Here is a 13,667-nt window from a genome sequence, read left to right as displayed (position 1 = left end):
GTCGGTCGGCCCCACCACCGCTTGCTGATCACCGGAGTTCGGAGGATACGTGCCCGCTTTGCTGGGCGCTGTCCCGTTCTCCGAGCGGCTGGTTCCCCGCTCGGACCCGCCTCACCGCTCATAGGGTGACGGTAACGGAATCGTGCGACCACGGAGGGTGGCGGGGTGGACGAGGGGCGAATCCAGCGCATCCGCGCCTACTACCATCACCAGCTCGGCGGCGAGCACGACTTCTTCGCCGACGCGGTGGTGGCCGGCGACGCCATGAGTACGGCCTGGAACCTGGTCGGCACGCGTCCGGGGCGGTGGGAGTTCCTGCTGACCACGGCCGCACTCGTGGGCGCGGTCAACGCGGTGCTGAGCGGGCTCGGCATCGCACTGGTGGCCACGACCGTCGGGGTCGGGGTCGGGCTGACGGTCCTGGTCGGGGTGCTGGTGGCGGTGGCGGCGTTCGGTGTGCAGTTCGCGTACATCGTCCGGGCGTCGGCCGCACCGATGCGCTGACGACGCCCGCCGGTGCCGCTCAGACCGATCGCCAGTCGTCGCTCGTCAACGCCGTGGCCTGGGGACCCATCAGCAGCATGCCCCCGTCGACCGGCCAGGACGCGCCGGTGACGTAGCTGGCGGCGGGGGAGGCGAGCAACGCGACAACTGCGGCCACCTCCCGGGCGTCGCCGGGCCGCCCCAGCGGCACGCCGGGCCGGTCCTGGGTGAACGGGTCGACATCCTCCTGACCGGTCATCGGTGTGGCGATCTCGCCCGGGGCGACGGCGTTGACGGTGATCCCCTCGGCCGCCAACTCCTGGGCCATCACCCGGGTCAGCAGCCCGAGCCCACCCTTCGCGGCACAGTACGCGGCGGAGCCCACCCGGGGCGCGTGCTCGTGCACGCTGGTGATGTTGATGATCCGCCCGCCGGCACCGGTGGCCCGCATCCGTCGCGCGGCCCGCTGGGCGCACAGGAAGGGCGCGTCCAGGTCGACGGCGAGCACCTCGCGCCACTGCTCCCACCCCGTGTCGACGAACGGCGTCGAGGCCCCGATGCCGGCGTTGTTGACCAGCACCCCGATGCCGCCCAGCCGGTCGGCCAACTCGTCCACCACCGCCGCCGCGGCCGGCAGTCGGGTCAGGTCCACCTCGGCGACCTCGCAACGCCGCCCCGTCGCGCGGACCTCGGTGGCCGTCCGCTCCGCGCCGTCGGGATCGCCGTACCAGGTGATGCCGATCTCGAAACCGGCCTTGGCCAGCGCCACCGCGCAGGCCTTGCCGATGCCGGAGTCCGCGCCGGTGACGACCGCGATCCTCGGGTAGTTCTCATATCGCTGCGGCATGGTGCCGCACTACCCCGGCAGGGCCGACCCAACCGCCACGAGGACCACGACTCAGTCGCCGGCGGCGTACCGTCGCCTGATGCGGATCACCCGATTCACGCACGCCTGTGTCCGCGTCGAGCACGACGGCGGGGTGCTGGTCGTCGACCCGGGGACGTGGAGCGAGCCGCGGGCCCTGGCCGGCGCGGACGCCGTCCTGGTCACCCACGAGCACACCGACCACATAGACGTGTTGCGGCTCGCCGGTCTCGGTGTCCCCGTGTACGCGCCGGAGGGTGCCCGCCTGCCGGATCTCGCCCCGTTGCCGGTGACCCGGGTCCGTGCGGGCGAGCGGTTCACGGCGGCCGGCATTCCGGTCAGCGCGCACGGTGGCCGGCACGCCGCGATCCACGAGGGGCAGCCCGACTGCCCGAACCTCGGCTACCTGATCGGCGGCGAGCTCTACCACCCGGGCGACGCCCTGCATGTGCCGGACGAGCCGGTGCGCGCCCTGCTCGTCCCGGCTCAGGGGTCCTGGCTGCGCCTCGACGAGGCGATCCGGTTCGCCGGCGCCGTGGGCGCGGCGGTGGCGTACCCGATCCACGACGCGCAGCTCAACGACCGCGGTCTGGCCAGTGTCGCGGGTTGGTTCGCCGAGACGATCCCCGGCTACCGTCACCTGCTGCCCGGCGACACCGCCTGACCCCTGTCGTCATCCGCCGCCGCCGGGGTGCGGAAACGGGGCGCGGCGGCGGTGAGCACCGCGGTGGCCGTCGGGGCGGACCACCCCTCGGTCAGCTCCGTCACGAGGTCGGCGACCAGTCTGGTCACGGCCGGCTCGCCACCCGGGTGCAGCGCCTCGGCGACGATCAGCACCGACGAGGTGCCCTCCCGTACGGCCGACCAGCCGCTCTGCCGGTTCGTCCACCGTCGGGCGTGTGCCCGTCCGGCGGAATCGACGAAGGTCACCTCGCCCGGCTCGGGATGCTCGGTGTCGCCCGCGAAACTCAGGTACGCCTCGTCGCCGTGTGCCGGCCGGACCACCAGGTCGCCGTCGACGCGGTCCAGGTCGAGCGCCGCGACCGGGATGGCGTACGCGGCCGAGATGGCGTTGCAGAGGTCGACGAGCGGGTGCACCCGGGGCAGTTCGCCGTCGAGGCGCAGTCGACGCAGCAGCGCCTCGGCGGCGCACCGGTACCTGGTGGGCCGCAGCCCCATCGCCGCGTACGCCCGCCGCCACGCCTGGATCTCCGGGAACCCGCTCTCGGCCCCACCGGCCAACCGCCGCCGCGCCTGGGCGAGATGAGCCGCCGTGCGTGCCGCCACGTCGACGGTGGCGGTGATCCCGGCGGCCTGCACCACACCGGCGACCAGGTCGGGGTACGCGGCGCGAAGCCGCGGAGAGTGTTCGAACTGCACTGTGGTCCTATCGTTCGGTGAGGGCGAGGGTCACGCCGAGCGCGACGAACGTGCCGGCGGCGGATCGGCGCAACCAGTCGGTGACCCGGGGTCGGGTCAGCACCCGGTCGCGTACCCGGGCCGCGAAGATGCCGTAGCCGCTGAACACCACGAAGGTGAGCAGCATGAACACCGCGCCGCAGCCGAGCATCGCCCGGGTCGAGCCCGGTGCCGTGGTGTCCACGAACTGCGGCAGGAACGCGACGAAGAACATCGTCGGCTTCGGGTTGAGCAGGTTGACCAGCACGCCGGAGACGATCACCCGGATCGCCGAGCGGGGTGGGGCGTCGGTGGTCACCGCGAAGGCGTCGCGGTCCCGCGCCATGGACCAGGCCAGGTAGAGCAGGTAGCCGACGCCGAGGTAGCGGACTGTCTCGAACGCCACCGCGCTGGTCTGCATCAGCGCGGCCAGCCCGGTCATCGCGGCCAGCAGATGGGGCAACGTCCCCAGCGTGCAGGCGAACGCGGCCAGCACCCCGGCCCGCGCACCCCGCGACAGGCCGGCGGAGAGCGTGAAGATCACCCCGGTGCCGGGGGTGACCACCACGATCAGCGTGGTGATCAGGAACGGGATGGTCACGATCGTCCTCCGACGGAGTTGGCAGGTCTGGCTCCTGCTCACTCTGCTGCCACAATGGTCCGATGGGCAGAGCCAAAGCGACTGCGTCCGAGAGGTCCATATCGGCCGGGTCCGACTTCCTGCACCTGACCATCACCGACGCGACGCCGGGCGGGCGCGCCGCCTGGCTGACCGACCGGCTGCGGCAGGCCATCGCCGAAGGACGGGTGCCGGTCGGTGACCGGCTGCCCCCGACCCGGGAGCTCGCCGCCGACCTCGGTGTCTCCCGGGGCGTGGTCACCGAGGCGTACCAGCGCCTGACCGAGGAGGGGCACATCGCCGGTCGGGGTCGGGCCGGCACTGTCGTCGTCGCCGCGCCGGCTGCGCCCACACCCACACCGGCCGCCGCGCCGGCACCGGTCACGACCTTCCCGCCGGCACCGGGCACCGACATCTTCGACGCGGTACGCGCGGCGCACGCGTCCATCGACCTGACGCCCGGCGTACCCGATCTGGCCGCCTTTCCCCGCGCGGACTGGCTGCGCGCCGAACGGAGCGTGCTGCGCCGCCTCGCCGCCGCCGACCTCGGCTACGGCGACCCCTGTGGCACGCCCGCGCTGCGACAGGCCGTCGCCGCCTGGCTGGCCCGCAACCGTGGCATCAGCGTCGACCCCGCCGAGGTGATCATCGTGGCCGGCGTCTCCCAGGCGCTCGGGCTGCTCGCCCAGGCACTCACCGCTGCCGGCCTCGACCGGGTCGCCGTCGAGGACCCGGGCTCGCTCGGGGTGCGCCAGCACCTGAACAACTGGCGGATGGACACCCCGCCGATCAGCGTCGACGACGCCGGGCTGCGGGTCGACGAGTTGACCGCCAGCGGCGTACCGGCAGTGATGCTCACCCCCGCGCACCAGTTCCCGACCGGTGTGGTGCTCGACGGTGACCGCCGCCGCCAACTCGTCGCCTGGGCGCGGGCCGGCGGTCTGATCATCGAGGACGACTACGACGCCGAGCACCGCTACGACCGTCCTCCGGTGCCGGCGCTGCGTGGTCTGCTGCCCGAGCAGGTCTGCTACGCCGGCAGCGTCTCCAAACTGCTCGCCCCAGCCCTGCGGGTCGGCTGGCTGCTCGTGCCGGCGCGGCTGCGCGAGGCCGTGGTGGCCGCCAAGCGCAACGCCGACCTGGGCAACGCCGTGCTACCGCAACTGGTGCTGGCGGAGTTGATGACCTCCGGCGCCTTCGAGCGGCATCTACGGCTGCTGCGTCGCCGACACATCCGCCGGCGGGACGCCATGATCGCCGCGCTGGCCCGCGCGCTGCCGTCGGCGACGGTGCACGGCGCCGCCGCTGGCCTGCATCTGATGATCACGCTGGACGACACCGTGGTCGACACCGAACTGGCTGCGGCGACGCTGGCGCGCGGGGTGAAGGTGCAACCCCTGTCCTGGCACTGCCAGCGGCCGTACCGGCCCGGTCTCGTGCTCGGCTACGCGGCCCGTACGCCCACCGAGATCGAGGACGGCGTCGCCGCTGTCGCCGCCGCGCTCGGGGCCCAGGACCGTCCGGCGTAACCTTCGCCCGTGGGACTGCGGTTCGAGACGCGCGGGTCCGACTCGCCATGGGTCGACACCGTGTGGACCTGCACGAGCGAGCAGGTCACCACGATGACATCCGTGGCAGGCGTGCGTTGGGGCCTGGTGTTCTGGGCGCAGGCTGGCCGGACGTACGCGAGCATCACCGGTCCCGAGACCCGGACCGGCACGGCGCCGGTGCCGGAGGGCGCTACCTTCACCGGCATCGAGTTCGCCGTGGGCACCTCGTTGCGGGCCGTGCCCCCGCCGACGCTGGTCGACGGCGGCATCGAGCTTCCCGACACCACGCGCCGGACGTTCCGGCTGGACGGCGCGCGCTGGGAGACGCCCGGCCCCGACGACGCTGAGGTCCTTGTCGACAGCCTCGTCCGGGAGGGCACCGTGGTCCGTGACCTGCTCGTCGCCGAGCTGCTGCGGGGCCACCGTCCGGTCGTCTCGGCGCGCACCGTCGAACGCCGGTTCCGCGCCGCGACCGGCCTGACGCGCGGCGCGGTCCGGCAGATCGAGCGGGCCCGCGCGGCGGCGGAGCTGCTGGCCACCGGCGACCCGGCCGCCGACGTGGTCGCCAAGCTCGACTACTTCGACGAGCCGCACCTGGCCCGGGCGCTGCGCTGCTACCTCGGACGCACCGTCCGGCAGCTACGGGAGGGCACCGGCGGCGCCATCGCCCTCGACCTGGATCAGCGCTTGACGTCGTAGACCACCTTGAGGATCCCGTTCGAGTAGCTCTCCGACTCTCGCAGGGTCAGCATGTACTTGTCGCGGTCGGCCCGGCCGAACAGGCTCTTGCCGGCACCGAGCAGCACGGGGAAGACGAGCAGGTTGTACTGGTCGATCAGCCCCTCATCGGACAGCCGGCGGGCCAGCTCCGCGCTGCCATGGATGAAGATCGCTCCGCCCTCGCCCTGCTTGAGCGCGGCGACGTCCCCGGTCGAGCGCAGGATCGTCGTCGGCCCCCACCCGTCGACGAGCGCGTCGTCGGACAGCGTGCTCGACACCACGTACTTGGGCAGCTCCTTGTAGTCGGCGTGGTCCTCCGAACCGGGCCAGACCGGCGAGAACGCCTCGTAGCTGCGACGGCCGAACATCAACGCCGTCGTGTCAGCTAGTTCCTCGCCCTTCAGCGACCAGGCCTCTGGGACGAACTCGAGGTCCTTGAACACCCAACCGCCGCTGCGGTGCTCCTCACCCGGCCCGCCGCCGGGCGAGTCCACGACGCCGTCGAGCGACATGAAACCGGTATAGACCAGGTCGCGCATTGTGTTGTCTCCTCATGCTCGGAAGCGGGCTGCAGGGTCCACGCTAGATCGCGGTCGCGGCGCTGTCTTGGACGGAAACGACAGCCGCTCCGAACACGCCGCCGGGTCTGGTGCCGTGATCAGGCCGACCGGCCGGGCGGATGAGCCCGCTCAGCCGCCCGGTCGGCCGGGCGGATGAGCCCGCTCAGCCCAGGAACAGCTGGACGAGGACCAGCACGGCGAGCAGCGCCGGCCCCCGTGACCCCTGACGCATCAGGTCGACCGGGATCATCCCGAACGGCGTGTTGACCGTCGCGCCGCCGTAGTTGATCGGCGGGCGGGTGCCGGCCCGGAACGCGGCGGCCACCACACCGAGCGCCAGCGTCGGCGCCAGCCAGGCCGGCCCCGGGTCGACGGTGGGCAGGGTCAGCAACCACCACAGGCCCGCGCCGACAGCCGGCACCACCACGTGGATCCCGCGCAGCAGGTTGTCGCTCCCACCGAGCGCCCGGCGCAGCCCGGGTGAGCGGCTGACCGACCGCAGACCGCCGGTCAGCCGGTTGGCGGCGAGGTACGCGAACACCACCTGCGTGGCCCCGGCCAACCCGGGCAGGGCGAGCGCGGCAGCGAACTGCACCCCGATCAGCGCCGCCCAGATCAGCACGGCGCTCGGGTGCCGGCGCAGCCGGCGTACGTCGGCTTGGAGCAGTGCCCACCAGCCGGGGCCAGGCCGGAACCGGCGGCTGCGGACCCGCCCGATCCGGCGCCAGCGGCGGCTCTCCACGAGGCCGGCGAGCAGGCTCGGATCCAGCAGGATCGTGGCCGTGGCGGCGGCGTTGGCGAACTGCGCGCCGGTGGTCAGGGTGGCCCGGTCGACCCGGGGCAGCGCGCGTACCGCGAGGATCATGCCCACGACCGCGAGCGGCACCGCGACGGCGAACAACGCGACGGTCGGTGTCGTCGTCGGCCGGGGCAGCCCGTCGTCGAGGCGACCGACGAACACCACCAGAGCGGTGATCACGGCCGCCGCCACCATCGGCGCCGCCCCGACCACGCTCGGCCAGCGTCGCCCCGACCGGCTGCTCTGGGCGACGACGCTGAGCGCCAGCGCGGCCGCGCCCCACCCCGCGCCGGCCGCCGCCGCCCAGCCCAGGGCGGACGGTTCGCTGACCCCACCGAGCGCCGCCACCGCCACTCCGAGCGCCGCGGTGCCGGCCGCCGAGCCCAGCAGCAGGAGGACGAAGCGCGGCGCCAGCCAGGCCCGCCGGTCGATGGGCGCGCTGGTCGCCCAGCTCTGTGTCGCGGGGGTGACCAGCAGCGGGCCGAGCGCGCGCAGACCACGCCAGGCCAGCCCCGCGCCGGCGAGCAGCGCGGCGACCGCCAGCCACCACCGCACGCCCGGCTCGGCCTGCCCCACCGTGGGGGAGTCCAGCAGGTCACGGCTGGCGCTGATCGCGAACCAGCCGTACATGCCCACGAACAGGACCATGACGTACGCATCGCCGAGCACGTCACCGAGGGAATGGTCGTGGTGCCGGCTGCGTGCTTTGCGCAGGTGCGTCCGCACCTGCCGGGCGCTCGGCACCCCGACCGGCGTGTCGGCGATCGTGGCCGGCGCCGCGGTCACTTGCCGATCTCGATGCGCTCGTCGACCACCGCGTCGATCAGCTCCGGGTCGTGCGAGGCCAACAGCACGGCCGTGCCCGCCGCCCGTTCGCGGAGGAGTCGGTCGGCGAGCCACTGTCGCCCGCGGACGTCCAGCCGCTGCTCGGGCTCGTCCAGGATCAGCACCCGGCGGGGCCGGACGAAACAGGACGCCAGCGCCAGCCGGCGGCGCTGCCCGCTGGACAGCGTCACCGGCAGTTGGTCGCGGGCCGGCTCCAGACCCAGCTCGGCGAGGACCTCCTCGACCGGCTCGGCGTCACCCCCGTGGGCGTACGCGACCAACTCCAGGTGCTCGACCACCGACAGGTCGGGGAAGAAGTCGATGTCGTCCAGGGCGGCTGCCACCAGCGCACGCACCTGAGGATCGGTCTCGTCGGCCCGGCGGCCCTGCACCAGCACCTCACCGGCGTCCGGCCGGTCGGCGCCGACGACACAGCGCAGCAGAGTGGTCTTGCCGCTGCCGTTGGGGCCCAGCACCACCGCGATCCGGCCCGCCGGGAGCGTGAAGCTCACCTCGTCGAGCACGACCAGGTTGCCGAAGTTGCGACTGAGTCCCCGTACCGAGAGCGCGTCCACGATCACAGAGTCTGCTTCCTTCTTGTTGCTCACACCTGATCGGGGTGAGACTTCCGGATGATTCGCTCTTCGCTCAGCAGGGCTGGGCTGAAGTCCGGGAGCGGCAGTCTGCTCCGGTGGCGATTGGCCCGTGTCTGCACGATCTGCTTCACCAAGTTGTGCGGGGTGCGCAGGGTGATGTCGGGGTCACCGTGTCGTTGCAGGACGTTGATCGCGGCGTTCACGTCGGCCTGCCACACCACCCCGCACACTGTGCAGTGAAGCCGGTCCCCGGCGCGGCGGCCGAGGCAGCCGCAGCGGTGACAGACTTGTGAGGTGTAGGCGGCGTTGACGTGCACGAGCGCAGAACCTCTGCGCTCCGACACGCTGGCCAGCGCCTCGGCGGTGACTCCTTTGGTCCACGCGGCGAGGCGTCGGTTGGTGTCCCTGCCGAGCGGTTTACGCCCGGCGAAGGTCTTGGTGAGGTCTTCGGCCACGACGACGGTGGCCTTGTCGACGACTCGATGTACAGCGGTGAAGATCTCCGTGCGGACCTGTGCCCGGTGGCGGGCGGCCTGCCGGTCACGCTTGACGCTGCCCAGGTTGTTCTGGCTGATCCGGTCCGCCTTGGCCTGGTCGCCGCGCCGGGCGGCGTTGTTGGCGATCGAACGCAGCTTCGCCCGGCGGCGGTTGCGTTCCTTGGTCCGATCCGACTCTGTTGTCAGTAACCGACCGAGGCGTGCGCCGTGGTGGTTGCCGTCGGAGTCGGTCAGTACCTCCGTGTAGCCTTTGTCCACGCCGATCGTCGCTCCGCCGCACGGACGCTGTGAGGTCTTCATGGTGGCGGCGTCGATCTGGTAGTGGACCTCGACCCGGTCGGCGCGCAGGATCAGCCGCAGCGTGCCCCTCGGCGCGACGGTGGTATTCAACGGGATACGCACAAGCTGACGCCGCACGAGCCCCGGCACGGCCAGCCACAGAAGGCCGTTGCCGTCGACATGGGTGTGGTGCTTGTCGGCGCGCACCACGATTTGGTTGTGGGTGTGATTTTGCCCGCGCCGCCAGTGCTTGCGCATCTGCCGGGCCAGGTATGCGTCGCCGGACCATTTGTTGGTCTTGAGCAGCCCCAACAGCCGTCTGCGCGCGGCGGGGTCTGCGGTATGACGCCCAACCGCCCGACGTACCACCGCCTTCGCCGACTCCCGGCTGGCGGTGATGTCGGCCATCGCGTCACGGACGGTCTCTTTCCACGCGTTGGCCAGCACCTCGAACCGTCGGTGTGTGCCCTCGGCTAACCACTGGTCGCGGACCTGCCGGTCCGTCAGCCCTGCCCCGGCCACGGAGCCGTAGCGGCGCCATACCTCACTGCGTACCCGCCCGAGTCGCCGAGCCTGCTCGGCCAGCGCACGATACTTGCCGACGTTGAGTCGCTGCGAGTAAGCGATCCGGGTGGTCTTCACCGGGCACCCCCGTTCAAGTCGTCGGTCTTCATCGGCTTCTCGTATCGGCGCAGGCCATGGAGCCGACCTGAGAAACTATGCACGATCGACAACAGGTCGGCGACCATCTCTTCCCGCGGTGACAGCGATTCCTGGTTGGTCACCAACAGCTCACATCCGGCCACCTCACCTCGTAGGCGAGATAGTCGAAGCCGAACCGGGCCAGCCGGTCCTTGTGGGCGATGACCAGCGTCGACACCTGCCCGGCCTTGACTCGGCTCATGACGTTGAGAAGCTTAGGCCGCAGCAAATCCATACCACCGCCGATCTCACTGACCCACTCGTGCACGGCCAGCCCTCGGGCTAGGCAGAACGTCTCCATGGCGGTGCGCTGCGACGCAAGGTCGTCGCGCTGTCCGGCGGAAGACAACCGACAGTAAGCGATCACCTTCCGGTCGTCTCGCGAAAAAGCGGGAGTGAGCACGGCGCACACATCGGACTCGTCGAAGTACCGCTGGCCGGTGGGGTGCGTCTGGTGACAATCCGGCCTCAGCCTCCTATCGGCGCACCGCGCTCGCGGAACGACCAATGCGTTCCGCGAACTCCGAAATGCGATAAAACCTGCCCATAATTGCTTAGTTCGGGAAACAATGAGTAACAAGGCACATCTAGAGTCCAGTCTCCTAGACCTGTGCCAGCAGCCACCGTGGGCGACCTACGTCACTGGGGTGTCGGCGTCGTTGTCCAGCCGGGCGTCGGCGGCGGCCAGCCCCTGGGCATCGGCGACCTCCTCGGCCACCGCCGCCGCGTCCGCCCAGTGCCGCCGCGCGTCGGCCTGGTCGCCCAGCGCGGAGCAGGCGTCACCCAGGTAGAGCAGGGTACGCGCCAGTCCGGCTGTCGGCCGGGTCTCCTCGCGCAGCCGGCGGCTCTCGGCCAGCAGCTCGTACGCCGTCCGCGCCTGCCCCGGGGTGCTGCTCAGCAGCGTCGCTCCGGCGTTGAGCAGCGCCGTCGCCCGGCTGGTCGGGTCGTTGACCGACTCGTACTCGCGAAGTGCGGCCCGCCACGCCTGGGCGGCGTCCAGGTGCTCGCCGAGCGCCGAGTGCACCAGCACCAAATTCGTCAGCGCCGCCGCGTACCCGCGCGCGTCGCCCACCGACCGGAACGTGTTGGCCGCCCGCACCAGGTGGTGGTGCGCGGTGTCCGGTTCGCCCCGGGCCAGTTGGGCCGCGCCCAGGCCCAGCTCGGTGAGGGCGTGCCCGGCCCGGTCGGCGCCGGAGCGGTGTCGGCGGGACATCTCCAGGTGTTCCACCGCGTCGTCGAGCTGCCCCAGGTCGAGCAGGGCCAGGCCGAGGTTCATCCGCGCCTGGGCGTTGCCCCGCCGCCCCCGCTCGTTGACCGCGAGGGTGAGCGCGGCCGCCGCACCCTGCGGGTCGTGCCGGCGTCGACGCAGCACCCCCAGCTCGTTGTGCGCCCACCCGGCGATCTCCGGACGGTCGTCGGCGGTCGGGGTGGCCAGCACGGTGCGGCAGACCTGCTCCCACTCGTCGAGCCGCTCGGCGTACGCCAGCCACCCGCACAGCGCCACGGCCAGCCGGAACCACCACCGACGGACCCGGCGGGGCAGGGTCTCCTTCGCGCCGGCCGGCACCCGCACCACCGCCAGCAGCAGTTCCTGGTGCAGGTCGAACCAGCCGTACGGGTCGTCGTCCAGCGGCAGCGACCACTCCCGGTCCCCCGGCGAGCCGAGCACCGCCAGGTTGGCCACGTGCCGTTCGGCCTGGCGGGCCAGGTGCCGGGTCAGGCGGGCCTGCGCGGCGACCCGGGCCCGGACCGGATCCGCGTCCCGCAGGTGCAGCCGGGCGCTGCCGGCCAGCAGGGGGCGGATCTCGTACCGGTCGCCGGGCGCGCCGACCACGAACGCCGCCGCGGCCAACCGGTCGAGCAGTGCGGTCACCAGCTCGGGGTGTCGTCCGGCCAGCGCGGCGATGGTGGGCCGGTCCACCGGGGCGGGAACCAGCGACATCAGCCGGTACAACCGTCGGGCCTGGCGGGGCAACACCCGGTACGCGATGTCCCGTTCGGTGACCAGCCGGGCTGCCGGTGAGACGGCGAGCCGCTGGTGCGGTGGCGTCTGCACCGCGCGGCGCAGCGCGTCCAGCACGTCGGAGTGCCGCCAGCCGTGCTGAGCGGTCCGGTAACCGAGCGCGCGGACGGTACGCGGTTGCCGCCCGCACAGGTCGACGATCTCGCGTACCGCCGGATCGGTGCGCGGGTCGGCGCGATGGACCCGGGCGGCGGGCGCGGCTCCACCCGCCGTCGCGAACAGCTCCACCGCCTCGGACGTGCCCGGTTCGGCGATCCAGTGTGCGACCACACCCTCCAGACCGACCAGCGCCGGACCACCGGCGAGCAACAGGCGGCAGGTCCGCGCGGTGGGCGGCAACAGTGGCCGGACCTGGTCGGGACGGTCCACGTTGTCCAGCACCAGCACGATCTTGCGACCGTCGAGCTGACCGCGCAGCGCGTCGGCGGCGGCGGCGAGCGCGTCCGGCCGGCCGGAGTACGGCGGGGCGGTGCCCAGGATCCGGGCCAGCGCGGTGAGCACCTGCCGGGCCGAGCGGGGTCGGCCGCGCCGTCGCAGGTCCAGGTAGTACTGGCCGTCGGGGAAATCCTTCCGGCACTCGTTCGCGGCCTGCACCGCGCACGCGGAGGTGCCCACCGCGCGTCGGCCCAGAACCGCCACCGCGTGCTCCCGCGTGAGGAGACCGACCACCGCGTCGACGTGCTCCTCACGGCCGGTGAACTCGGCCGTGTAGGGCAGATTGGGCGCCCCGGCGGCCGGGGTGGTGAGCACCTCCGTCGGCTCGGGGTCGACCTCCCGGCCAGCCCGGCGGCGGCGCACCTCGTACACCACGTAACCGACGACGCCGCCGGAGGCCAGGACGATGGTCACCGGCCCGAGCACGCTGGCGGCCAGCTCGGAGAGGACATTGCCGGCCAGGTTGCTGGCCACGTTGGCGAGGACGCTGCCGACCACGCCGCCGATCGCGATCAGCGCCGGCCAGCGCGAGCCGCCACGCGAACCACCCGGCCCGGTCACCGCACACCCCCGGAGACGAGCCCGGCGACCAGGTGCCGCCGCGAGAGGACCACGAGCACCACCGGCAGCACCGAGGCGAGCACCGAGCTGGCGGCCAACGCCCCACTGTTGCTCACGAAGCTGCGGGTCTGCTCAGCCAGGAACGGCCCGAGCGGCGACGACCCCGGCCCGCCGAACAGCCGCCCCACCACCAGGTCGTTCCAGACCTGGACGAACTCCAGCACGGAGACCGCCACCACCGCCGACAGGTTGTGCCGGGCCAACCGGCGCAGGGTGTGCCACCACCGACGCCCGCCCAACCGGGCGTCGCGGACCTGCTCCACCGGCAGGTCGGCGAACGCGTTACGCAGCACCAGCACCGCGAACGGCACGCCCAGCGCGATGTGCACCAGGGCCAGGCCCTGGGCCGTACCGGAGGAGAGCACCAGGCCCAGCACCTCGTTGACCGGCCCGGCGATGACCTGGATCGGTACGACGCTGGCCGCCAGCAACAGCAGCCCGGTGGCCTGCGCGGCCGGCCCGGTCAACCAGGCCAACGGGTACGCGGCCAGCAGCGCGACCACCAGCACCGTGGCGGTCACCGCGGTGGCCAGCAGCAGGGTGAAGCCCAGCGTGCGCCACAGCTCGGTGCCGGTGACCAGGTCGCGGTAGGACTCGCCGTTCGGCGGCGCCGACCACCAGCCGCGCGCGGCGGCGTCCACCCGGCCGTGCGCCGACGTGGCGACCAGCACCGCCAGCGGCACCAGCCAGGCGAT

The 13,667-nt window shown here is 72.7% G+C and carries 13 protein-coding genes and 1 pseudogene; 4 read left to right on the top strand and 10 right to left on the bottom strand.

Annotated elements, in window-relative coordinates; all coding sequences use genetic code 11:
• Positions 1–165: 165 nt before the first annotated feature.
• On the top strand, positions 166–504 hold the full coding sequence (locus DLJ58_RS09845; protein WP_124855011.1) for a hypothetical protein: 339 nt from the start codon (positions 166–168) through the stop codon (positions 502–504).
• A gap of 19 nt (positions 505–523) precedes the next feature.
• On the opposite strand, the gene DLJ58_RS09840 is transcribed toward DLJ58_RS09845, so the two are convergent.
• Positions 524–1,330 carry an SDR family oxidoreductase gene (locus DLJ58_RS09840; protein ID WP_124855009.1) on the bottom strand — a complete coding sequence of 269 codons (807 nt, stop codon included), beginning with the start codon at positions 1,328–1,330 and terminating at the stop codon, positions 524–526.
• 79 nt (positions 1,331–1,409) lie between these two features.
• Between DLJ58_RS09840 and DLJ58_RS09835 the strand changes: the two genes are divergently transcribed.
• Entirely contained in the window at positions 1,410–2,012 is a 603-nt protein-coding gene (locus DLJ58_RS09835; RefSeq protein ID WP_124855007.1) for an MBL fold metallo-hydrolase, read from the top strand.
• Here the strand turns inward: DLJ58_RS09835 and DLJ58_RS09830 are convergent.
• Positions 1,985–2,728: a B3/B4 domain-containing protein gene (locus tag DLJ58_RS09830; protein ID WP_124855005.1), complete on the bottom strand. Its 744-nt coding sequence runs from the start codon at positions 2,726–2,728 to the stop codon at positions 1,985–1,987. The two genes, DLJ58_RS09835 and DLJ58_RS09830, sit on opposite strands and share 28 nt — an antisense overlap.
• Positions 2,729–2,735: 7 nt before the next feature.
• Complete coding sequence (locus DLJ58_RS09825; protein WP_091406584.1) at positions 2,736–3,347, bottom strand: LysE family translocator; 612 nt, start codon at positions 3,345–3,347, stop codon at positions 2,736–2,738.
• A gap of 62 nt (positions 3,348–3,409) precedes the next feature.
• On the opposite strand from DLJ58_RS09825, the gene pdxR reads away from it, so the two are divergent.
• Positions 3,410–4,894: a MocR-like pyridoxine biosynthesis transcription factor PdxR gene (gene pdxR / locus DLJ58_RS09820; protein WP_124855003.1), complete on the top strand. Its 1,485-nt coding sequence runs from the start codon at positions 3,410–3,412 to the stop codon at positions 4,892–4,894.
• 9 nt (positions 4,895–4,903) lie between these two features.
• The gene (locus tag DLJ58_RS09815; protein ID WP_124855001.1) at positions 4,904–5,614 is read left to right on the top strand and encodes a helix-turn-helix domain-containing protein; all 711 of its coding nucleotides are present in this window, start codon (positions 4,904–4,906) and stop codon (positions 5,612–5,614) included.
• Here the strand turns inward: DLJ58_RS09815 and DLJ58_RS09810 are convergent.
• The 7 genes and pseudogenes from DLJ58_RS09810 to DLJ58_RS09780 all read right to left on the bottom strand — a co-directional run.
• Positions 5,596–6,174 (bottom strand): dihydrofolate reductase family protein, encoded by a 579-nt coding sequence (locus DLJ58_RS09810; protein ID WP_124854999.1) that lies wholly within the window; start codon positions 6,172–6,174, stop codon positions 5,596–5,598. The two genes, DLJ58_RS09815 and DLJ58_RS09810, sit on opposite strands and share 19 nt — an antisense overlap.
• A 184-nt stretch (positions 6,175–6,358) precedes the next feature.
• Positions 6,359–7,780, bottom strand: coding sequence for a DUF6297 family protein (locus tag DLJ58_RS09805; RefSeq protein WP_124854997.1), 1,422 nt, complete (start codon positions 7,778–7,780; stop codon positions 6,359–6,361).
• Positions 7,777–8,400: an ABC transporter ATP-binding protein gene (locus DLJ58_RS09800; protein WP_112602474.1), complete on the bottom strand. Its 624-nt coding sequence runs from the start codon at positions 8,398–8,400 to the stop codon at positions 7,777–7,779. The genes DLJ58_RS09805 and DLJ58_RS09800 overlap by 4 nt, the downstream gene beginning before the upstream one ends.
• Before the next feature lie 23 nt (positions 8,401–8,423).
• Positions 8,424–9,833, bottom strand: a complete 1,410-nt coding sequence (locus tag DLJ58_RS09795) for an RNA-guided endonuclease TnpB family protein (RefSeq protein ID WP_124854995.1) — start codon at positions 9,831–9,833, stop codon at positions 8,424–8,426.
• Positions 9,830–10,441 (bottom strand): annotated as a pseudogene (locus DLJ58_RS09790) (IS607 family transposase). Before DLJ58_RS09790 ends, DLJ58_RS09795 begins: the two are co-directional and overlap by 4 nt.
• 86 nt (positions 10,442–10,527) lie before the next feature.
• Positions 10,528–12,912 carry a tetratricopeptide repeat protein gene (locus DLJ58_RS09785; protein ID WP_124854993.1) on the bottom strand — a complete coding sequence of 795 codons (2,385 nt, stop codon included), beginning with the start codon at positions 12,910–12,912 and terminating at the stop codon, positions 10,528–10,530.
• A partial coding sequence (locus DLJ58_RS09780) for a carbohydrate ABC transporter permease (protein WP_158629564.1) occupies positions 12,909–13,667 on the bottom strand: 759 nt, incomplete at its 5' end. The genes DLJ58_RS09780 and DLJ58_RS09785, both read right to left, overlap by 4 nt.

This window comes from Micromonospora arida (assembly GCF_003857035.1).
Classification (GTDB): domain Bacteria; phylum Actinomycetota; class Actinomycetes; order Mycobacteriales; family Micromonosporaceae; genus Micromonospora; species Micromonospora arida.
This window is presented reverse-complemented; position numbering and strand designations above follow the sequence as displayed.

Bases quoted from the DNA above. Each gene is read 5' to 3' on its own strand.
- DLJ58_RS09840 (WP_124855009.1), bottom strand. From the start codon at position 1,330: ATGCCGCAGCGATATGAGAACTACCCGAGGATCGCGGTCGTCACCGGC.
- DLJ58_RS09835 (WP_124855007.1), top strand. From the start codon at position 1,410: ATGCGGATCACCCGATTCACGCACGCCTGTGTCCGCGTCGAGCACGAC.
- pdxR (WP_124855003.1), top strand. From the start codon at position 3,410: ATGGGCAGAGCCAAAGCGACTGCGTCCGAGAGGTCCATATCGGCCGGG.
- DLJ58_RS09810 (WP_124854999.1), bottom strand. From the start codon at position 6,174: ATGCGCGACCTGGTCTATACCGGTTTCATGTCGCTCGACGGCGTCGTG.